The organism is Peribacillus sp. NPDC096540 (assembly GCF_050278525.1).
GTDB lineage: Bacteria > Bacillota > Bacilli > Bacillales > DSM-1321 > Peribacillus.
On the sequence record NZ_JBNNTG010000020.1, the window covers coordinates 55208 to 77489 of the forward strand.

General features: G+C 36.8%; 17 protein-coding genes and 2 pseudogenes. 10 read left to right on the forward strand and 9 right to left on the reverse strand.

Annotated elements, in window-relative coordinates; translation table 11 throughout:
* Nucleotides 1-377: 377 nt before the first annotated feature.
* Entirely contained in the window at nt 378-1961 is a 1584-nt protein-coding gene (locus ACQKMR_RS17205) for a primase C-terminal domain-containing protein (RefSeq protein WP_427698381.1), read from the reverse strand.
* A gap of 966 nt (nt 1962-2927) precedes the next feature.
* Here ACQKMR_RS17205 and ACQKMR_RS17210 point away from each other — a divergent pair.
* The 5 genes from ACQKMR_RS17210 to ACQKMR_RS17230 all read left to right on the forward strand — a co-directional run bounded on the left by ACQKMR_RS17210 (nt 2928) and on the right by ACQKMR_RS17230 (nt 9471).
* Nucleotides 2928-4739: a helix-turn-helix domain-containing protein gene (locus ACQKMR_RS17210; protein ID WP_427698382.1), complete on the forward strand. Its 1812-nt coding sequence runs from the start codon at nt 2928-2930 to the stop codon at nt 4737-4739.
* Nucleotides 4740-5400: 661 nt separating this feature from the next.
* Complete coding sequence (locus tag ACQKMR_RS17215; RefSeq protein WP_427698383.1) at nt 5401-6543, forward strand: ParM/StbA family protein; 1143 nt, start codon at nt 5401-5403, stop codon at nt 6541-6543.
* 6 nt (nt 6544-6549) lie between these two features.
* On the forward strand, nt 6550-6981 hold the full coding sequence (locus ACQKMR_RS17220; protein ID WP_427698384.1) for a hypothetical protein: 432 nt from the start codon (nt 6550-6552) through the stop codon (nt 6979-6981).
* A gap of 536 nt (nt 6982-7517) precedes the next feature.
* Nucleotides 7518-8201, forward strand: coding sequence for a MerR family transcriptional regulator (locus ACQKMR_RS17225; RefSeq protein WP_427698385.1), 684 nt, complete (start codon nt 7518-7520; stop codon nt 8199-8201).
* 580 nt (nt 8202-8781) lie between these two features.
* The gene (locus ACQKMR_RS17230; RefSeq protein ID WP_427698386.1) at nt 8782-9471 is read left to right on the forward strand and encodes an alpha/beta fold hydrolase; all 690 of its coding nucleotides are present in this window, start codon (nt 8782-8784) and stop codon (nt 9469-9471) included.
* Nucleotides 9472-9824: 353 nt separating this feature from the next.
* Here the strand turns inward: ACQKMR_RS17230 and ACQKMR_RS17235 are convergent, their stop codons facing one another.
* Nucleotides 9825-10448: a hypothetical protein gene (locus ACQKMR_RS17235; protein ID WP_427698387.1), complete on the reverse strand. Its 624-nt coding sequence runs from the start codon at nt 10446-10448 to the stop codon at nt 9825-9827.
* A 670-nt stretch (nt 10449-11118) separates the two neighbouring features.
* On the opposite strand from ACQKMR_RS17235, the gene ACQKMR_RS17240 reads away from it, so the two are divergent.
* The 5 genes and pseudogenes from ACQKMR_RS17240 (at nt 11119) to ACQKMR_RS17260 (ending at nt 14533) form a co-directional block, all read left to right on the forward strand.
* Nucleotides 11119-11280 carry an aldehyde dehydrogenase family protein gene (locus tag ACQKMR_RS17240; RefSeq protein WP_427698388.1) on the forward strand — a complete coding sequence of 54 codons (162 nt, stop codon included), beginning with the start codon at nt 11119-11121 and terminating at the stop codon, nt 11278-11280.
* Nucleotides 11281-11326: 46 nt separating this feature from the next.
* Nucleotides 11327-11580, forward strand: a pseudogene (locus ACQKMR_RS17245) (aldehyde dehydrogenase family protein).
* A 148-nt stretch (nt 11581-11728) separates the two neighbouring features.
* Nucleotides 11729-12028, forward strand: a pseudogene (locus tag ACQKMR_RS17250) (aldehyde dehydrogenase family protein).
* 80 nt (nt 12029-12108) lie between these two features.
* Nucleotides 12109-12294: an aldehyde dehydrogenase family protein gene (locus tag ACQKMR_RS17255; protein WP_427698389.1), complete on the forward strand. Its 186-nt coding sequence runs from the start codon at nt 12109-12111 to the stop codon at nt 12292-12294.
* 1444 nt (nt 12295-13738) lie between these two features.
* On the forward strand, nt 13739-14533 hold the full coding sequence (locus tag ACQKMR_RS17260; protein ID WP_427698390.1) for a hypothetical protein: 795 nt from the start codon (nt 13739-13741) through the stop codon (nt 14531-14533).
* Nucleotides 14534-15305: 772 nt separating this feature from the next.
* Here the strand turns inward: ACQKMR_RS17260 and ACQKMR_RS17265 are convergent.
* From ACQKMR_RS17265 to pseC, 7 genes are all read right to left on the reverse strand, one after another.
* Complete coding sequence (locus ACQKMR_RS17265; protein WP_427698391.1) at nt 15306-16715, reverse strand: hypothetical protein; 1410 nt, start codon at nt 16713-16715, stop codon at nt 15306-15308.
* Entirely contained in the window at nt 16712-17491 is a 780-nt protein-coding gene (locus tag ACQKMR_RS17270) for a glycosyltransferase family 2 protein (RefSeq protein WP_427698392.1), read from the reverse strand. The genes ACQKMR_RS17265 and ACQKMR_RS17270 overlap by 4 nt, the downstream gene beginning before the upstream one ends.
* A 118-nt stretch (nt 17492-17609) precedes the next feature.
* A complete protein-coding gene (pseI, locus tag ACQKMR_RS17275; protein ID WP_427698393.1) occupies nt 17610-18659 on the reverse strand; it encodes a pseudaminic acid synthase in 1050 nt (349 codons plus the stop codon).
* A gap of 4 nt (nt 18660-18663) precedes the next feature.
* Nucleotides 18664-19206, reverse strand: coding sequence for a UDP-4-amino-4,6-dideoxy-N-acetyl-beta-L-altrosamine N-acetyltransferase (gene pseH / locus ACQKMR_RS17280; protein ID WP_427698394.1), 543 nt, complete (start codon nt 19204-19206; stop codon nt 18664-18666).
* Nucleotide 19207: 1 nt separating this feature from the next.
* Nucleotides 19208-20302, reverse strand: coding sequence for a UDP-2,4-diacetamido-2,4,6-trideoxy-beta-L-altropyranose hydrolase (pseG, locus tag ACQKMR_RS17285; RefSeq protein ID WP_427698395.1), 1095 nt, complete (start codon nt 20300-20302; stop codon nt 19208-19210).
* A gap of 2 nt (nt 20303-20304) precedes the next feature.
* Nucleotides 20305-21075, reverse strand: a complete 771-nt coding sequence (locus tag ACQKMR_RS17290; RefSeq protein WP_427698396.1) for a cytidylyltransferase domain-containing protein — start codon at nt 21073-21075, stop codon at nt 20305-20307.
* Nucleotides 21076-21090: 15 nt separating this feature from the next.
* Complete coding sequence (gene pseC / locus ACQKMR_RS17295; RefSeq protein ID WP_427698397.1) at nt 21091-22263, reverse strand: UDP-4-amino-4,6-dideoxy-N-acetyl-beta-L-altrosamine transaminase; 1173 nt, start codon at nt 22261-22263, stop codon at nt 21091-21093.
* Nucleotides 22264-22282 lie beyond the last annotated feature (19 nt).

The following is a 22282-nucleotide window of genomic DNA, read 5'->3' on the forward strand; positions in this document are numbered from 1 at the left end:
GTTTAACCATAACATTAACATAAATAGATTAACTTGTAAGTTATATAATTCCTGAATTATTGGAAATTCATAAAACGAATATATATAAAATTTTCTACCAATATTACAGATCAACAAATAATAAACATACATACAGCCATCTAAATAAAAGAAAAAATCACTCATATTACTTTACTTGAAAAAAACCAATTGAAACCCTCACCCAAATGATTTCTTCATCTCTAACACTTACAACTCAAAAAAAAGAAAATCCCCTAAATAATTTAGCAAATATTAACAACTCCACACCCAATAAGAACAGAAATCAAAATAAAACTAATAAAGTCATGCCATACTAAATAAACAACTAAAACCAACAGAATGAAACACGGAGGATACTATAGATATGTAATGGCAGACTGGCTTATTAATTTCAGATGTCTTTTCCCAGGAGGCGAAGCCCCTGACCTATATAGAATATCCACCTCATAGGTAAGCAATTCTGATTGTAAGGAAGGAAAGGTCAGCATTTGTGGATATGAATTCGGTTCAGGCAATAGCTCAGAAAATGTCAATTGCGCATGTTTAATCCGTTCCTGGCGCTTCAGCAACAAACTCCTGAACATCATCGATCGGCTCGCTAATTGGGTGTAGGCACCCCTACCCTGACCAATAGAATGCTTGATTACCTTAGTGGAGCGCTTTAAAACTTCTTTTAGCGTTGATACGGCCATCCCGAAGGTTTTGGCAAGCATGGGTAAAGAGCCCTCTAAAAACGGCATTACAGGGCTCGTATGTACCGTCAAATAGGCAAGGATGTCCTCTTCCCTTTCATCATAATGGGAACGGACACGCTCTTCGCGTGGTTTTTTGAATTTATACCAGCCTTCTTTACCTTGGAATTGAACGTAGCCGTCTGTCCATAGTTCCAACAATCCATCTACATAGGCGCGCTTTACGCCCTTATATTTACCGGAATACGCACTCCTCAACGTGCGCTCGAACTCACTTTTCTTCAAAGGATGGTCCAATTGGCTATTAAACTGGTCCAGTTCATCATAGGCTTCTTCAAAGGGACGGCCACTCGTATAATTGGCAAGGGCAAGCGTCATCAGGGCATTATTACGGCTTGCGCTTTGATACCCTTTTTGGATGCCTGTCGAAAGGATTAGTGCACGATACCAATCTGAAGACGTTTGGTCGAATGCTGAATCGTTCTTATCGTACACCACCCGAAGGAAGCTTCTTTTTTCCTGTTTTTCGAATTGCTTGGACCAAGCAAGAAGTTCTCTAGTGTTTGCGGGCTCGTCAAAGAAATCCAGGACATTATCTTCCCTGGGAATTCGATAAAAGCCGAAAGGCACACAGTTCTTGTCCACCGGTACATACTTAGAAACGGCTTTACGAATATTGTCGGACAATCGTTCTGCTACTCTCAGAGACTTGTAATCTTGATTATTATGTATATAAAATGGCGTTTCTAAAACATAAAAGACCTGGAAACCTCTCGGTGTTTCCAGCAATAGGTTAGGACGAGGCAGCCCCAGCTCCTCACAGCCCAAATAAAGCGCATACAGATCTACTTCCTTCGTATCGATATCAAAGCCCATGACATTGATCTGCTTCAGATTTTCACGGGTATGACCTTTGACCAGTCGCCTCTTGAAGTCATAGTATGTACCACCGCGATAGGTGTTGGGTGTCCAGTGAGTCAATTTTTGATGTTTCTCCTGGAGGGTTTCATATGAGGTGACAACATAGCCTTTCCCCTCTGTAAGGTCAGCTTTCGATGGAGAGACAAAGACAGCGCCCTTCTTGTGTGAATTACTGCCTTCCCGTGCCTCATAGGCTGCCATTCTTTCAGAGAGGGCAGTAGAGCCCTTTTTCTTATATAAAAAAAGACTGTTATGGGTCATGAACTGCATGATTTCAACGATTGAAACGACATGGCCTGTTTTATTCCCAATTTCCCTTATCCCCATCTATGTCACCTTCTTCCTTTTGAATTTATGAAGTTTAATTAGTGGTGCAAAAAAACGATCCATGTCTCTGGCTATCTTTTAACGGCCGTGGCCTCAATACAATCGCTGGGATGATCACTAGTTGTCGTACATTTTTTTGCTCCTATCAGTATAGCGAAATCGAATTTTGTAAAATGGTGCTCTCTAAGGGAAATGCACCAAAAAAAAAAGCCCCTTGAAGCTTAGAGCCCCAAGGGGTAAAAAAAAATCACTTTTTTTTTTCTATGCAAGTTCCGCTCATGTATTGCACCGAAATGAGTCGAAATGTTCCATTTTTGAGTAAAGTACGGAATAGAAAATAACATTGAAAACCTTGTAATGGCAGGGGTTTGAGGTACCTCTCTTCTGATAAATGCTACACAAGTTCCGCTCAATTAAATAAGAAGGTGGTGCATATCAGACAGACAGGTTCCGCTCAAATTGAAATTTCACAGGAGGGTTCTTATGAATGATGTTTGTACAAAAATGATTGAATGCTAGATATACCAATGGATTGATCTAGTATACAGGTTCCGCTCAACTTACCATTCATGTGTCACTAATGGTGCATTTAAGATTGGTTTTTATATGCAGACTCCGCTCAAATTCAAACAAAACGGTGCGTTTGGTGCACATTGTTCCAATCTCCTTTATTCAATTTGTTACGCAGATGATTTTACGGATGTATGACATAAGATGAATTGGTGCATTCACTTTACATTTATTTAATGAACATACCAGAATGATTGCTCCAATTTGAACTATATTGGTGCTTTTTCTAAAAAAACTGCGGTCTCTGTGTACTAATTGGTGCATTTTGATTACGATAAACCATAAATCCTTGATATAATAGCAAAGGAGTGGTGCATTATTGTTTGAATTTAATAGAATGCACCACGTTTACTAGTTTTATAGAATGCCTTGCATGTACTAGAAAGGATGTTATCGATGAAGTATGAAAACATACCTGATTCTCTGATTTTAAACTATGAACTTTTAAAAATATCAATATACGAAGAAAATAAGGCCTTATTTAATGACCGGCGTTATATTCTGGAGAAATGGAAACAGGAAGCCTACCATATGACTGAGGAAGAAATGAGGAAACAGGCTCCTGACTATACAATGGGATTAAGTTTTCGCGCCCTCTACTCCTTGTTCACCCAGACATTATACTTTGAACAACCTATCAGCAAAAATATGATAAAAAAAGCTGTGAATGCCTATAAAGACACAATAAAGGTCATTTTAGCCGGACACTTTATCAATGAATTTCCTACAGATGAAATTAAGCGTAGCGTAAACGAAGAAAAAATTGATGAAGCCCTCCACCGGGATTACATTTATTCCAGCATGGATATGGATTTTCATTTAATGAGAGACATCGTAACGAAGAAAAAGGACTTCAAAGAAGGGGAGACTGGTCTTTTGGCAACCGAGATAATCGACAACAGAGGAAAGTTCAGGGGTTTGGCTGAACTCCGTCCCCATGAATTACAAACAACCGAGATCACCTCCGATCAGCAGGAAATGTGGCTAGAGCTGATTGAATCCACCATCAATTCCTTGGATGAAATGACAGCCGACCTCTTTGATTTAATTACATACTTATGGATGGTGACACCCAAGAGCCCGGACGGATATATCGAATTTCATAGTAATGATGCCCTCCGCCTTAGGAATTTAAAGAAACGGTCTGCCCATGGCAGAGAAATTGATTTTCGTGAAGAGGATCGCTTCAATATCATGAAACGGGTGGCAGCCCTTTCAAGCATATGGGTATCTCTTGGTGATGAACAGGTAAAAGTAGTACAGACACAAGATATCCAGGACAATGAACTGTATGAATTCAAGGACTTTCAAAGGATGTTCGAGATTGGAAAAATGCGAGTTGCCTATGATAAAAAGACGGGCCAGCCAAAAGGGATTTATGCGGTGCAAGTGAAACCCTCCCCTATCTTAACCCCCTACCTGGATGGACCAAACCAATCACTTGGAGTATTGGATCTGAAAGTATTCCAATACAGCCACTTTACTCAAAGGGAACATAAACGATTGACCCGATACTTAAACCTCCAGTGGAAAATCAGGACCCTTAAACGGACTCTGCAGCAGCCCTTTAAAGTGTCTACACTATTGAAAGTGATGGATTTCTCATCCAGATATAACGGGATACAAATCAGGGATAAATTCGAAAACGTTTTAGATCAATTAAAAGCGGACAGCGTGATTGAGAGCTGGACCTATAGCGAAGAGATTGACGAAGAACGGGTTGGAAAAAAAGGCTGGGTGAACAATTACTGGTCAAAGGTCAATGTTATCATTTTACCTACAGAGATGGTTGTAAGAGAAAATCAAAAAAAACTGATGATCAACTCCAACCGGCTTGTCAATGAAGAAATCCTAGAAAGAATGAACCTAATCGATCAAGAAAACCCGTATTCTCTTTCCGAGAACTTAGAATTAGCTCAAGTTGAATCAGCTGTCTCCAATGATTCAGGATTGATCTTGGATATGCCCTCAGCGACACCTTCTATAGACATCCAACAGTCATTCAATTTTGGAATGGAGGAAATCAGCTTGTCTCCGGAAACGATGATAGAGACTATGGATTCACTGAACATGAGCATTAGGAAAACGGCAGAGGAAATTGGCATTGCCCATACTACCCTTTCAAGGTACCTCAGGAGAGAAAACAAACGCCAGAATAATAAAAATGACGAAAAGATGCTCGAATGGCTAAAAGAGAAAAAAAAATAATAGTATAATTTTTACACATTGAATAAGTTTGACAAATTCAGATTTTAAAAAAGGCCACTGAAAATGTGGCCTTCTTAAACCAACAGCAAGGTTCTTGGACAAATAGCATGTGTCCTAAATCAAACAAAGCAGGTATTATTAATCAGATTTAAAACAGTTTGGCTCTTTTATACCCATTCTCTTATTACTCTTTCCCACATAAGAGCTTTACTACATTGAAGTAAATCCCCTTTCATAAATAATTCTAGAACCATTGGTAAAACGATGGTCCGTTTGCGAAAAGAACACCATGGATTATTGTTCTTTTACTAATCATTAAATCTGCTCTATTAGAAAATTGTTAAATTAATTTCTCCACCATTTCCTTATTTCTAAACTATACTATCCCTTTTGTCGAGCAAAATCTAACCCAACAAGACAATGGACTATTATTTACCCCCTAATATCCAAGAACATACCAGTTCCTAAGGCCCACTTCGTTTTGAACAGCATGAATGAAAATAAAACTACATTTCCCACCTAAATCTTAAAACCTATTAGATTTAATTAGCGATAAGTGCATGCAATTTGTATGCATTCTTGACATTTGTATGCAAATTGCATACAATGACAATGAATGTAGAATGAAAATCCAAAAATACCAAGGAGGAATCTTACTAATATGGCTAGATTCGTATCAATTGATATAGGTAATGATGCAGTAAAAGGTTTTTTGGGAGACCTTGAAACCCGCCTTTACATACCGAATGTTATTGCAAATGTACAAGACCGAGAAATCGTAGAAATGGAAAAGAACCCTCTGAATGCCTTGCATGTAGAAATTACTTCTTCTGCTTTGAAGAATAAAAATGGCAGTTTTGCCGTTGGAAAATTGGCTTCCAAATATCCGAATAACGATGAATTGACTCCAGACCAAGATAAAGCTGATAGCGATCAGCCCGTTATCATGCTCTTAACATCCCTTGCCTATGATGCTGTCGGGCAGTTCACAGAAGAAGATGGCGTGATCGAGGCTTCTTATTATTTATCTACCGGCCTGCCCCTTGACGAAACTAAACAAGGTAAAGCCAAAGAATTCAGAAAAAAACTGAAAAGTTCACAGCATGAGGTTAAATTCCTGAAAACACCATCTTTGGAAGGTAAAATCGTCCGGATTAAATTTGAACAAGTGCTTGTCAACACAGAAGGTTTTGCAGCATTCGTTGATTTAACAACAAACAATGATGGATCCACCAAAAATGAGGATTTGATAGGAAAAACCCTCTTAATAAATGATATCGGTGGCCTTTCTACAGACTCTGCCATCATTTCAGCTGAAGCAGAGGTTGATAACGAATACAGTAACGGTATCAAGAAAGGTGTTTCTACCTATCTTGACAACATCATTCGCAAAGTGTATACAAAATTCAAATACACGATTAAAAGCCGTCGGACCCTGGTCGAAATCATTACAAATGAGCAACCTGAAGAACAATATCATATCTGGGTAAATGGAAATCGGGTTTCCATCAAGGACATCATCGATGAGGAACTATCCATTCTCGCAAAAGAGGAATATAAATTGATTAAGGATATGTGGCGGAATGTCCCAGATACCCGACTTGCTTATCAAATTGGCGGGGGTTCGCTTGTATTGAAGCCCTATCTATCTGAATTGAATCAATCTGAAAAGAACTACCCTCTTCGCTTTGTATCTGAAGATGATAGCATTTGGATGATTACCCGTGCATATTTCAAGATATTGTTGATGTATTTGCAAAGTAAAGGGATTTCCACACAAAAACAAGCCCTAATCAAAGAGTGATTTTCCATGACTGAACGCTTTGAACCTGGAAAAACGGTCTCTTTTCGCTTGCCACCTGATACCCCTTTACATGTTGTAGACTATCTAACCCAAAAGAAGAATGAATTGGGCCGGAAATTCAGCAGTGAAATTGCCCCTATTTTTGTTGAGGCCGTTTCGCAAAAAGCCCTGGGTAATGCAGATAATGCTCAAATATCCATTACCCTACCCGAGGGTTTAACTGCCGATCAAAAAGAATGGGTGAAGCACCCCAATACGAAGGCATTGATTAGTCAGCTTCTTTATCAGGTAGTGACAAAGCCCACTACCCCACTTGATTTCGATAAGCAACTTCTTAAAGATCCAGTGGAGGAAAAAGAGCCTGTTTTCAAGACCAATGCCATGATTCAGAGCTTTACCCAGAAAACATTCTTAAATTTCGACGAAGATGACGATTAACCCCCATCCATAGATGGGGGGTTTTTTAAGTCAATTTTAAGTTTCAGAGGAAACTTTAGATTTGAAATTCCCTATATTCTTAATCCCTTTATAGAAAATCACCAAAAATATGTTAGGTCTCGCCCCCCTCCCCCACAAATATAGAGGAATAACAGGACAGGATGTCTAATACTAAGAATAACGCTATTTTTATGCACCACTTATGGTCAACACTCCATAACTAAACTACACAAACCGATAATCCACTCATTTTTTGTGGTCTATATATAGCATGTAGTCTACAATTGGAGTAAAAAGTTTTAGTTTAGAGTATCTGAATCATTTTATTCAACCCATTTTATTTTAATTTCTTTATTCTTTATATTAAGATAGAAAGTATGATAAAGATATTAGTGGACCATATATGGATTGTTCTCTACCATTTATGTATATGTTGTACACAATATGTACTCCACTAAATACATGTGGAACACATTTTATGATTATTAAAAGAAATACATAAAGAATTGCACCTTAAAAAAGGGGAGGGATAATACATGAAAGAAAATAGGCATTGGAGAATAAGCGATTTTGTAGAAGAGCTGAACAAAGTTTTCGATAATCAGCATGTACATATCAATACTGTCGATGGCTGGTTTAAACGTTTGGAAAAGAGCAGCATTCATTACATCAATCGCACGATGGAAACGAAAGAGAAGATATACGATGATTTGGATTTGAAAATTGCAATATTCATCAAAAAAAGAAGGGGGGAGAAGTGGGCTCTTTCCGCCATATCAAGAGATCTCCCCAATCACTTTGAATTACGTCCGTTTCCCGTAAAAGAGAACAAACCGACACCACATGTAGACGATATAGAGAGCATAAAAAAGCAGATATCCGAGGAAGTTAGAAGAACCTATGAAGAGTTGGCTGCCAGTCAAATTGAAGAGCTGAAAAATCAATATAAACAATTAATCACAAGCTTACCAAAACCACCGTCAACAGAAGAAAAAAAGAATCAAAGTTTTCAAGCCATGGTGATTCAAAGGAAAGTTGAAAGCACATTGGAAGAAGAAGCGAACCAGGCTTGGACCAAGTTACCTGACGATCAGCGCCTGAAGCGAATTGGATTTTTCAGAAAAGACATCGATTTGGAGAAAAAGGACAAATTTGTCCGAGATTATATCAATGAGAATTTCGTAGATCGGTTAAAAAAAGAAATGGAGCTTGACAAGTAAAGGATGAAAGAACATTAAGATTGAATACTTTCATCCCTATATTGATAGATTGAGGGGACATTGAAGGGGATAATTATACACAATCTATTGTACTATTGATGATAGTACTCACTTTCAGACACTATATCTTTTTATGCAGTAAAATTCTTGCATTTAATTTATGAAACTATCTTGATATAATATGGATTTCTATCTTAATAATCAAATGAAATTTTCAAAAGTCATCTATCAGGAATTTAATTTCCTAATAGATGACTTTTTTGTTAAGTGAACATGATTTGCGATGGTAGATTATGCTTATATTTAGTGAAGAAATTACTGGCTCGACAAGGGGTTACGCGGCAAAAAATGGTTTTATTGAAAAAGGGAGTTTTGGCTTTCTATTGAACTCTCATTACGTTTTAAAAAAGTAACGATTACAGTAGATGAACTATCTTGATTACAGGGGGAAGATGAGCAGGGAACGAAAGGGGAGAAGAGTTTAAGAAGGGAATATTCTCATATTCGCTGAAATATATAAGTATGTACATTAAATAATAGGGTTTCTAATGACGAAACTCACCCTAGGAGATGATCAGAGATGGAAACACGAGTGAATCAAATTGAATTGAATGGACTCACTTTTCAATATCGCGAGAGTGGGGAACCTTCTGCACCACCGATTGTTGCACTTCACGCGCTGGGGAAAAGTGCAAAATCATGGGATCAAGTGGCTGCTGTATTAGGAGAAAATTACCGCGTTTTAGCTCTAGATCAACGGGGGCACGGCGGGAGTGCGAGAACTAGTACATACACTTTTGAATTGATGTGCGATGACTTGCTTCATTTTGCGAACGCTATGAATTTGGGACAGTTTACGCTAATTGGTCATTCCATGGGGGGAACAGTATCCTATCTTTTCTCGGAAACATTTCCGTCAAGGATAGAACGGTTGATTGTTGAAGACACTCCTCCTCCTTTTCCGGATAAACCGATCGAAGTTCCTTCCAAACCTTCTGATCCATTACCGTTTGATTGGCTGGTTGTTCCTTCGATTCTACGGCAACTTAATGAACCCAATCCCGAATGGTGGGCGCGCCTTACAGAAATTATCATACCGACTCTTATCATAGGCGGTGGGTCCAGCCATATTTCTCAAAACAAATTGCAGGAAGTTTCAGAGCTTATTCCGACCTGCGAATTGGTGACGATAGTGGATGCGGGGCACCATGTGCATGATGCTAATTTACCAGCCTTCTTAACTGCCGTAAAAAGTTTCCTTAATTCATGAGTTTCCGAACGCTTTAACTGTTACCCTAATTCATATTAAACAAACGAGCATTTTAATTGAGGAAGGATTACAGAAATGATCTTTAACTTTTATAAAAGACATGATTCAATTGAATATATTAAGAGCGTGTTTTGATCAAACTTTTTTTCAGAACACGCTCTTTTCTATGATCGTTTATCAAGGTTATTAGTATTAATTTGATCAAACTTTATTTTAAAGCAACAATATGGAAGAGGCTTAAGACTTGATCAATGATGTTTAAAAAGAGTAAATCAAACCGACACCAAATACCACAATATCAATTTCTATAAAAAGCTATATAAACCAGTCCTAGTAGAACATAAACGTACTACTTATTTCAGTTTATCCAGCCACCCATTGATTGATTGCGATAAATTGCTGGTCCCGGTTTTCATTTCATCCACTATAAACGAGGTAATTGCGCTCCAGGATACCTGTTCCTCATAAGGATTGTTTTTATTGATGAATTTCATGACCTGTTTCAGCTCCCTCATTCTACCTTCATCCACGTGTTTGCTTAAAAAAATCCGGACATACTCATTGATGAAATCCGAGTTTTTCACACTGGCGTCCAGCAGTAAGGCAACAGCCGTCGTCGGTGTGACATCCAACGCGTAGCCTAGGGTCCTAATGTTCTCAAAAGACCGTTGGGAAAACCGCATGGTAATTCGCTCCTTCCGTCCGGCTGGAATTTCACTCTTGATTGAGGCATTAGCTAAGTCTCCCCTATATAACGTTTGATCCAACCAAATCTGACGACGGAAATAGACGGACATATGCTCCATGACCTTCTTCGAAACCACACCCGCCTCGCATATATCCACACACACATCTTTAACCGGTGTATTCGTGATATAGGAAATCCGGTAGATGCATTCCTTTAGCGTAACAGGAATTGTTGGCCTAACATCTCGTTTTTTATCCGATCGGGTGGATCTCAACTTTTCTTTTAACATGTTTTTCCCCTCCTAATCTTATTTTAAAGTTAGGACACTGTCATTTAGTCCCTGGCTAATTCTATTTATATGAGAGAGGCTAGGAAAGCATGTATAACTTTTGAAAAGCCTGTCCAAGATGAATAAAAAGACAATCGGGAGGGAACAATCCATGAAAAAAGAGGACGCAGCCACTTTGGCCAAAAAAATGATTGATCATGCAAACATCTATCATTTACCGTTGAAAAAAGGGAAGAAGAAAAAATAATCTGCCATTTACCGTTGAAAAAAGGGAAGAAGAAAAAATAATCTGCCATTTATCCAAAATCATATTACTTTTTTCGGAGATAAATGGCCTATAAATCTAGGACACCCTGACATTGTCCTAGATTTATAGGCCATTCTAACGATATATTCTAACGAGGTTTATGGTTGAGATATATACTTTCATATTCCCCTAATATATCATCATTAATTATCCACTGTTTTCCTTTTCACTTAGTGTCAAAAGTTGCCTACCTCGGTAGGGGGTAAGGAAATTACTTTTGATTTATTATCCACAAGAATGACCCTGTAAGGAGGCGCTGAATGGAGACAAAAGGTTTATTCATTAATGGTAAATGGGAAACAAAAGATAGAACCTATACACTTCATTCCCCCTTATAGTAGAGATGTTATAGGTAACATTAGTATGGCGGACGAAGCATATGTCAAAAAAGCTTTAGAAGGGGCACAGGCAGCTTATGAAACGATGAAAGAGATGCCTTCCTATAAGCGATCAGAGACTTTATTTGATGTTGTTCAAACCCATCATGAAAGAAGAGAAGAGTTAGCTCACGTTTTGGGTACTTGAGGCTGGTAAGTCTATTCGAGTAGCACGTGGAGAGATAGACCGGACCATCGCTACATACCAATTTGCAGCAGAAGAGGCGAAAAGGATTTCTGGGGAAACCATTCCCATGGATTCCGCACCTGGTGGTGAAAATAGACTAGGGTTTACCTGGAGGGAGACATTAGGTGTTGTGGTGGCCATAGCCCATTTAACTTCCCGCTGAATATAGCCACCCATAAATTAGGACCATGCTTTGCCGCCGGAAACACGGTTGTCTTGAAGCCTGAAAACAACACCTTTAAGTGCGTATTTGATTGCTGAGATCTTCCAGCAAGCCGGACTACCAGACGGTGCTTTTCAAAAGAAATGGAAGAGAGCTAAGTGATGCTCTTATTACAGACGAAAGAGTAAAAAAAGTGACGTTCTCAGGAAGTGTAGGGGAGCCAAGCTGATTAAAGAAGATGCAGGTTTGCGAAAAGTTACGTTAGAACTGGGTTCCAATTCTGGATTACTTATTGAACCAGACGTTCCTCTGGAAAAAATTATTCCGCGATGCTTAGAAGGTGAATTTGCTTTTGCAGGTCAAGTTTGTATTTCACTGCAAAGAATTTATGTTCATTAATCCATTTATGAACATTTAGAGCGCTTTATAGAACAGGCAAAACAATTAACAATCGGTGATCCGATGGAAGAAATAACCGATATAAGCGCAATGATTAATCGTAAAGAAATGGAACGAATAGAGTCATGGGTTAAAGAAGCAATTTAGCAAGGCGCTAAAATGGGGCTAGGTGGTAAACGCGAGGGTCCAACTTCACACCAACGGTTTTACAGAATGTCACAAATGATATGGCCGTTTCTTGCCCTGAAACATTTGCTCCAGTTGTTTCAATCGTTCCCTATAATGAGTTCGATGAAGTAATTAATATGGTCAATGATTCCATGTATGGACTGAATGTGGCCATATATACCCAAAATATCATGAATGCATTGAATACTGCCAAAAGGCTAGAGTCCGGTAGGCTTCATTATTAATGATATCCCGACATTTAGACTGGTAACAAAATCTGAATAAAGAATGACCTAGTCTAGTGAATTTTAAGCACATACTCAGAGTTTCAATAAATGTTCTATGTTTTTGAAAATTAGGCGTTTTTATCCAATCCAATTAATTCTAGGTTCATAAGATACAGTAATATTTGTTAAAAGGAGGATACCAAATTGCCTAAGGATAAAAAATGTAAGAATTGCGGACATAGAAAATGCAGATGTAACGTACAAAAGGTAGTGCAAAACGTTGAAGTGAATGTAAACCGACCTGAAAAAATGTAAGAATTACAACATAGTAAATAAAAACAAATGCAAATGTGTATCTAAACACGAACAAAAAGGGGGAGCCCAAACGTTTAAGTGGATGTAACCCCCTACCTGCAGGGGCAACAGAAGCCACGGCAGCAACCGCGGCTAAAGGAAAATTGGATTATGCCTTTTCAAAACCGGCAAGCATATTTTTGCCTACTCCTATACAACAGTGAGCAATAGTAGCCTCAATTAAAACCCTCAAATCGCAGGTGAACCAGAGGACCAATATTTTGGAATGTCATTATGAGATTGGTGTTAATATTAATGAGTAATCAGCATATTTGAGGTCCAAGTTCTATGTAGATCCTTCAGTTGGATTGGCGCATGTCACTTATGCATTGAAGGCACATATCGATTCCACGTTGTCCTTAGGTTATACAGCTGACATCAATGATCCAATTGTTTTTGTGCTGGCATAGCCTATCCAGTATAGGGAACGATGCCCCCCAGAAATCATGTCTGCACATTGTATTTAAAGCAAATAGAAAAATACACGTTTGAAAGAGGAGTTTTTTGTGTTTTTAGTCATTATTCTAACAAAATTGGTCACAGTTAATGATAGTCAATCTTTGAGTCTTAAAAACTTTAGATTTCTGGTACAAAGATTACAAGCAGTTGAACAAGGCATATAGATTCCTAATGGAATCTATATGCCATAATAACGAATAGTTTATGATTGAACCTCCAGAAATAATGGATTTAGCTGTGTGCAAAAGGATTTCAATCGTAAATAACATAGAACAAACTCGGTTTAAACCGAAGATCTTGCTCGACTATGCTATACAAAATGGATATGTCGATTTAATCAAGGGGGTGTAAGAAGGGACGATAGACACATTTTAATAAAAAAAACATCTAGTTTACATAAGATTTATTCTAGGTAGTACTCTGGATAAAATACTGTATTAAAATGAACATTTTAAATATTGTCTTTATTGGCTGGGTAACAAAGGCTGGATAAAGTGTGAATTAGTCTAGTGAATATAAGCATTTGCCCAAGAATTTAAAAATGTTCAATATTTTTAATAATTAGGCGTTTTTTATCGGATTTTGTCCAATCTAGTGATTTCCTCTATTCATAGTATAATGTTATGTCCCTTAAAAGGAGGATACAAAATTGGGTAAGGATAAAAAATGTAAGGATTGCGGACATAGTAAATGCAAATGCGAATCTAAACAAGAACAAAAGGTAGAGCAAAACGTTGAAGTGAATGTACCTGCTAAAGGTAATCAGGGTCCGCAGGGTCCGCAGGGCGCTCAAGGACCTCAAGGTTCTCAAGGCGCTAAAGGTAATCAAGGGCCTCAAGGCGTTCAAGGTAATCAAGGGCCTCAGGGCGCTAAAGGTAATCAAGGGCCTCAAGGGCCTCAGGGCGCTAAAGGTAATCAAGGGCCTCAAGGCGTTCAAGGTAATCAAGGGCCTCAGGGCGCTAAAGGTAATCAAGGGCCTCAAGGCGTTCAAGGGCCTGGAGTCGTGGGCTTTTCTTTTTCCGACCCGGCAAGCATACCTTCTCCGGGATTAATAACAGTGACCAATGTGGAAGTCCCAATTACAACCCTTACTGTCACTATCACCCAAAATGCAGTGGTAGAATTACGGGGTCTAGTAGGGTGGAGTTCACCTAACTTTGCTGGTTTAGCGATGATTTCACCTAACTTTTTTAATCTCGTGATAATTTTTAGGATCCGCAGGGGAGTCGGAGGACCAATTATTTGGGAAGGTTATGATGGAATTAGTGCTGATACTGATGAGCAAACTCCATATTTGAGCTCCATTTTAGATGTAGATACTTCTCCTGGAATGGGGCCTGTCACTTATGAATTGACTGCACAAATCGATCCCGTACTGTCCCCAGATTCTGCAGCTGAAATTAACGGTCCCATTGTTTTTGTTGGAACAGCTTATCCAATATAGAGAACGATACCCCAAGCATCCCTGTCTACAAATGGAAAAGAAAAGAAAAAAAACCACATTCGAGAGTTGAACGTGGTTTTTTTCCGTGTTATTATCCACACTTAATGTTTATGCAGTTTTTAATCTTACGAAGATCCTGTTCAACTATTCTATTAACAGTGGAAATATAATAAAGAGGTTGTAAGAAGGGAAGACAGACTGCCTTTTTGTGTTGAAAAAAATATTTAGTTTACATAAGACTTATCCAAACTAAAAGTAATCTATTGATAGTGTGACAATAAAAGAAATTTTACCCTTTAGATACTAATTCACAATGTCTGCAAAACTTCGGATCGATGTAAGAGTTAAAAAAAAAGCGCCCTACCATGACCACAAAGGTTAACACTTTGATTTTTGAGCCCCTAACTACAATAGGAGATAAACCCCTGTCAACAAGAACATTACCTAAAAGTGACAAAAAACCTCCTTAGAAGTGGGAGAAAAAGTTCACTTTATCTTATTTAGCAGTAACAGTAATAATTAACCATTACTCTTCGAGAGTAACATACATTCCACTCTTGTAATAGAACATTACTTGGCTAACAAGATCTATTTCCAGCATTACATTGATCCATACCACACCTATAGTAACTACCGGCTTATTATCAACCTTTGGATATTATATGTGTCTCAAATAAAAAGCAACTAATATATACATTAGTGGGTAGTTTGCCTGATACATGTAAGGGTGCATTAAAGATATTCTGTTTAGATTTTTACTTACATCGTGCACTCACATGTTAAAATTTTTAATTAAATCGATTAATTTCTTCCCGGAAAATCCGTCGTTATAAGAATCGGATAAGTACAGGTTTCTAATATTTTCATATATCCCCTTATGCTCGCTAGAAATAAAATAATCATTCACAACTTTGGTCAGTTGATTAGGGTCTGTTTGTATATAATCACCTAATTTGTCGAAATAATCATATGATCGATTACTATTTAAGAAGTTATAAATAAACACAGGTTTATTAAGTAATATACTTTCTAAAACGACTGTAGATAAAGAAGAAACCACCCCGTCGACATGAGAAATTAATTCGTATAGGTTATTTTCTCTTGAAGTATAAACTTTTATTGATTTGTATTTTTTTTCAAGTTCTAAATATACTCCATATTTCTTCTTTCCCATCTCCCACGGATGGGGTTTTATTATTATTTGGAAATTTGGGTTGTCTAAAATATTCTTAATTAGAGTTTCGAATTTAATAAAATCTAGTTGTGGCCCAGTAATTACTAATAAGGTTTGCTTATTTGGATCAAAATCATATTTATTAAAAAAGGTTTTTTTGTCTATTATAGAATTTGTAAAAATCTCATCGAATTTAGGATGACCTAATTCTGATATTCGATTTATTGGTAGTCCTCTTTGCGAATACCATCTTTTTTCATAATCACCATAGATCCCTACTATTGTTGTAAAAACGGGCATAAATGCTTCTTCCCCCATTAATATCCCGTGCTGTAAACAGATACTTTTGATACCTCGCATTGAACCAACGATAGAAAGAGCTCTGCTTAGCATATCTTCAGTGGTCCCCACAACGATAGAGGAAATATCAAGTTTATCAAAAAGGTTAAATACTGTACTAAGGGTTTTCACGATTAATGGTATTCGATTTAGAAATGTCTGTTGAAAGAATTCATTACCAAATGCCGGATGACTTCTAAATTTTGCAAATAAGGAGGTAGCATTTTTTACAATTTCTTCAGAATCCTTAGTATTTTTCTCTTCATATTTCGCAATACTCTCGCTAGGAATCCCAAAAATATGTGAACTTTTTGAACGAGAAAGAATAATCGTTTCATTGGGATTAAACAATTTATTATAAGTTAGTTCAGGAATTCGAGTATAATCAGAATTAATTAAAATCTTTCCATTATTAGTCTTAATCATTAAAGGTACTCTGATTTTTTCAAGCATTTTATCAAAATACGGTTGTATCCTCTCCTGATTTAATTCAGGTGTTTTTAAATTTTCCTGAAATTCTTTATTCTCCATTTTGATTTTAAGTTCATTATCAATTTGCTGATAAAAATTAGTTAACAATACAATAGGGACTTCCCTGAATTTTAAATGATTAAATGTTTCAACAAACTCCTGATATAGAGTCCAATAGTTTGATAAATAGGTGCTCATCCTCCTTCCCTCCGTCTATAGGCTCTAATAGATTCTCTTAGTTCTTTACAAGTTCTTTGTTCTGGTAACAATTTTGAAAATTCGTTTGGGGTATCATTAAACAATTGAGCATGGATAGATTTAGGAGTTATATAATTAAAATCTAAAATCTCATTAATGGGATAAAATGGCCAAAAGTGATTGATTCTCCAAAAGAATCTAGCATCTCCTGTTCTATAAAATTGAGGATCCTCATCCCAATATGAATCAAAGAATTCTTTTATTTTAGGAAGGATGGACATTCGATGCATAATGGAACAATGGTCAGTCATACAAGAAGCAACCCATGAAACTGTTTTTGCGGGTCTAACAATGTGGTTTGTAATTTCCCCCTTCTCATCTAGATTAAAAGTTTTTGATGCTGAGTATACTACCATTGCTTTAGGCTGTTTATCTAAGTAATCTACCATTTTCTCAATTTTCCTTCTGTGGTGAACATTATCATCCGTAGCATAAGTAACATACTCTCCCTGTGCTAATTCTAGTGCTTTATTGATTAAAACCGCATATCTTGTTTTCTCTACCCTTTCCTCGATTGTTTGAATATCACTCCTGAAAAATTTTACTCTTTCATCGTTTAAAAATTGTTCAATAACACTTATAGTTTCGTCATTTGAATTATCATCCATAATAAATAATTCAAAATCCTGAAAAGTTTGGTCTAAAATTGAACGAATAGAATCCGACACATATTCTTGTTTATTAAAACTTGTTAATATTACTGTAACTTTTGGCAAAAAAAACCCCACCTCTATATATCATATTTGATTCGTCAGGAATTTAAACTAGCAAAAGTAAAACTGTTTGAATCGATATTGCCTGCAAGGACATTTTTTTATTTCCTATTTACAAATACTATAAAATACTCCAATCCACAGGGGTACCTGCTTTTATTGCCTTATCTACCTTTTTCCCCAATAAATGTTCGTAATATTTAGGTGCTAAGCCATAACCTGGTCTTATGACTCTTATATTTTCTTTTGTCAAAACGTCTCCTGCCTTTAAGTCTTTTACAATATAGATTGATCTTCTAAATTTCATGGATTTTTGCTCTTCTTCAGTCGGCCCGTAAGTTATATGTCCTAAAGCTTGCCAGGCTCTTTCAGTATCTACTACTAAAGCCTGCATTTCACTCGGCTCCATAGAAAAAGCAGCGTCTACACCACCATCGGCTCGAGATGTAGTAAAATGTTTTTCTATAATAGTCGCCCCAAGTGCAACACTTGCCACAGAAACGGCAATACCCATCGTATGATCGGATAACCCTACTTGACATCCGAAAAGCTCTTGCATGTGTGGAATCATCGATATGTTTGTATTTTTAGGTGTAGCTGGATAAGTACTCGTACACTTTAAAAGAATAATATTTTTACACCCAGCATCTCTTGCCGAACGAACAGTTTCATCTAACTCAGCCAGAGTTGCCATACCTGTAGATATAATCATTGGCTTGCCTGTGGAAGCAACCTTCTTAATGAGGGGGATATCATTGTTTTCAAACGAGGCTATTTTATACATAGATATATTTAACTCTTCTAGGAAGTCAACGGCTGTTTCATCAAAAGGAGTGCTAAAGGGGATGAGTCCCAATTCTCTGCATCTTTCAAAAATTGGCTTATGCCACTCCCACGGAGTATAGGCTTGTTGATAAAGTTTGTAGAGGTTATTTTTATTCCATAAACTATTCTTATCATCAATTTTAAAATCTTTATTATCTATATCCAAGGTCATTGTATCCGCAGTATAGGTTTGTATTTTCAATGCGTGGACGCCAGCTTTAGCTGCAGCTTCAACTATTTCTAAGGCACGTTCTAAAGATTGATTATGATTTCCTGACATTTCCGCAATAATAAAAGGAGGATGATTAGATCCAACCAATCTTCCTGCTAGATTAATATCATTCATGTGATCACGCCTCTGCTGTAAAATTCAAGTTTAATTTCCCTTTATGCATTTCCCACTCTTCTTTTAGTAACCCAAAACTGATTACATCGATAAACTGCCCTTCTCTACTAAGTTTATTTTTATAAAGCCCCTCATGCTTAAATCCTAATTTTTGATGAAACCTTTCACTTTTTTTATTAAATGATAAGACTTCACCAATAATTTTTCTCATGTCTAAACAATGAAAGGCGTAATCTATTCCTAAACATCCCATTATCGTACCAGAGCCTTTAGGTGCATTGATTTCACCAATATAAAATCCCCAGACACACGTTTGATTTTGTTGGTTAAGATTCTTAAAAGAGATGAGACCTAATGGTTTGTGTTGATAAATGAAAAGTCGATAATAATCCCTTTGATTATTCAGCATATCTTCAAACCATCGACTATGATCTTCATAGGCAATTGGTTGATCATTGTACATGTTCATACGAATATGCTCCGAATTTCTCCAGTTAAAGATCATTTCCTTATCCTTTTCAGATAATGCCCTTAAACAATAATCCATACTATTCATCCAATCTCACTATTTCTTTTATCATCGTTTGTTGGTTTACAATATTATCTTTCATAATAAGATAGGAAAACCTTGACATTTCATTTCGTTCAACTTCATTGCCTATCAAGTTTTCCAATTGTTGCGTTAAAAATGTCTGCTCAAGTGTTTCCTTTTCCCCTAAATATTTGATAATCTTCTTTCTCCCTAGAGTTTTACAAATTTCCACCTGATTATCTGCAACACTCCACACTATAGAAGGCAAACTAAGATAACACCGTTCCCAGGTAGTTGTTCCACCTGCTCCAATTGAAAGATCAGCCTGACACATCAATTCGGCGATATTATTCACTTGATAATAAAAATGTAGATAATCATACTGATTGCAAATCGATGCAAGCTCTGTTTTATGACGATTAGACCGACCAACAACAACATCTACTTGGATGTCATTACGACCCATTTTTAAGAAAGTGGCTAGTGCTTTTCCAGTTTCATTCGTTTGATCAATTCCACCAAAAAAAATTAAAATCCGTTTCACAGATCCACTTCGTATCTTCTGCTCACTCCATTGATCATAAAACTCATCTCTTAACAAGACGTAAGACGGTCCTAAAAACGTTTTACAATGTGGTGGTACAAGAGAATGATAACGACTTGGATAATCCTCAAAATAATTTTGATCTATTAAAAAATCACAATCATGCTTACGGTCCGCCAAATCATCAATTACCAAAATTTTATTTGAAATTTCTCTAAGACTTCCTTCCCAGATCTCGTTAATTGCATAATGATCGACAATTAACAAATCAACGAAGCTTTTCCTTAGTAAATTTTTTGTTTGTATTGCATCAACACTCAATGGAACACCTAACCATTTAGAGTGTTGCGTGTAATTTGGAATTTTCAAATTCACTTTAGAAACTGGCAGTCTTAAAACTTTATATCCGTTTATTTCGATAAAATCACATAAATGTCCGGTATGTTCTCTACAAATAAAACTGACAATGTTGCCTTGTTTACTTAATCTTCCTGCAAGAGTTAAACATCTCATTACATGGCCTATTCCAATGTCTATTGAGGCATCAACACGAATAAAGACATTCATATTTAATCCTCTAATTCTGAATTAAATATTTTACTTTTCGATACTTCCTTTTGTTCAATATGGGAATTTATTAATACCCACTCTGGTTTATCTTGTAACAAATAAATAATATCTTCGAGTGTAAAGTACTTTTTATTCCTTTCATAAAGACTATTAATTAATAGTCTAATCAGCACTAAATCATCTTCCGTATCAACGGTTAAGCGAAAAGAGCTTAAATCGATATGATGTTTAACAAATGCTAATTTAAATTTATCTGGATGATGGTAAATATACGGTGTAACATGTTCACGATAAACGGTGCCTCTTGCTTCTCGATAAGATTGCTCCAATGCTTTCATTGAGAATACTTCAATATCTAAACCACGTGGATAAGTTCTTTCAATCGTATTTGAAACATAATCGTACAGACTTATTTTCGATAGGTATTCATAAATGACTTTATCAATAACATTAGGATCGATTAGTGGGCAATCTGATGTAAGTCGAACCACTACTTCGGCTTCATATTTACTGGATGCTTCAAAGAATCTCATTAATACATCATCTTCCGCACCTCGAAAATAGGCTACTGATAACCTTTCACATAGATCAACAATTGGCCGTTCCGTTTCCTTTGTAGTTGTTGCCACAACTATTTTATTAATTAATTTGGACCTTCTTACTCTTTCAATTTGATATTCAAGAAGAGGTTTACCTAAAACTTCCTTCATGACTTTCCCTGGTAACCTTGTTGATCCCATTCTTGCTTGAATAATAGCTACTACCTTCAAAGAATCACCTTCTAATCATCTAGAGTAACGGGTAATAACCTTATACACAGCATTAATAACATCGAGTACATCATTTTCTGTCATTGCTGGAAAAAGGGGTAATGTAAGGACCTCTCCGTACAGCTTTTCAGCATTTGGACAAAGTCCTTGTTGATAACCTAGCCCTTGATAATAAGGTGAAAAATAAACCGGAATATAATGCACATTCACCCCGATATTTTCTTGAACTAAGGCGTTGAATATATCCTTTCTATTTCCTGTTAATTGCTCCAAATGAAGCCGAATCACATACAAATGCCAGCTTGAACAACTATCCTCATTTTGATATGGAATTGTAGTTGAACTAATTTTTTTAAACGCCTCATTATACATCGAGACATATTTTTTTCGTAAATCCAAAAATTTATCTAATTTCTTTAACTGACTTGATGCAAGGGCTGCTTGAATATCTGTCATTCGATAGTTATAACCTAAAAAATGCATCTCATAATACCAAGGACCCTGATTTTCTAACATTTTGCTAGAATCACGAGTGATTCCATGTGATCGGAATTGTAATAGCTTGTCATAATACTCTTTATTATTGGTTGTAATGATGCCACCTTCACCGGACGTAATATGTTTAACGGGGTGAAAGCTAAACATGGTCATATCGCTAATAGAACCTATCCTTTTCTGTTTATACGTTGAACCTAGCGCATGTGCTGCGTCTTCAATAATAATTAAGTTATGTTTTCTTGCAATCTCATTTATTTCGTCTAATGGAGCTGGCTGTCCCGTAAAATGGACAGGGATAATCGCTTTTGTTTTTTGGGTAATCTTCTTCTCTATTTCTTTTGGATCGATATTGTATGTTTTTTCATCAATATCAGCAAAGATTGGCTGTCCACCTTGAAATAAAACACAGTTTGCACTAGCTGCAAACGTTATGGGGGTTGTAATTACTTCGTCCCCTTCACCTATACCGGCTGCAAAGCATGCGCCATGCAATGCTGCCGTTCCATTGGAGAACGTTACAGCATACTTTGCTCCTACATAATTTGCTATTTCCCGTTCAAAGTTTGAAACGAAAGGACCAGTAGTAAGATAATCTCCTTTTAAAACATTAACAACTGAATCGATATCTTCATCATCGATCCATTGTCGGCCGTAAGGAAGATAAGTATCTCTTATTGGCCTATTTTTCAATTTAGCCTCCCCCTTCCGC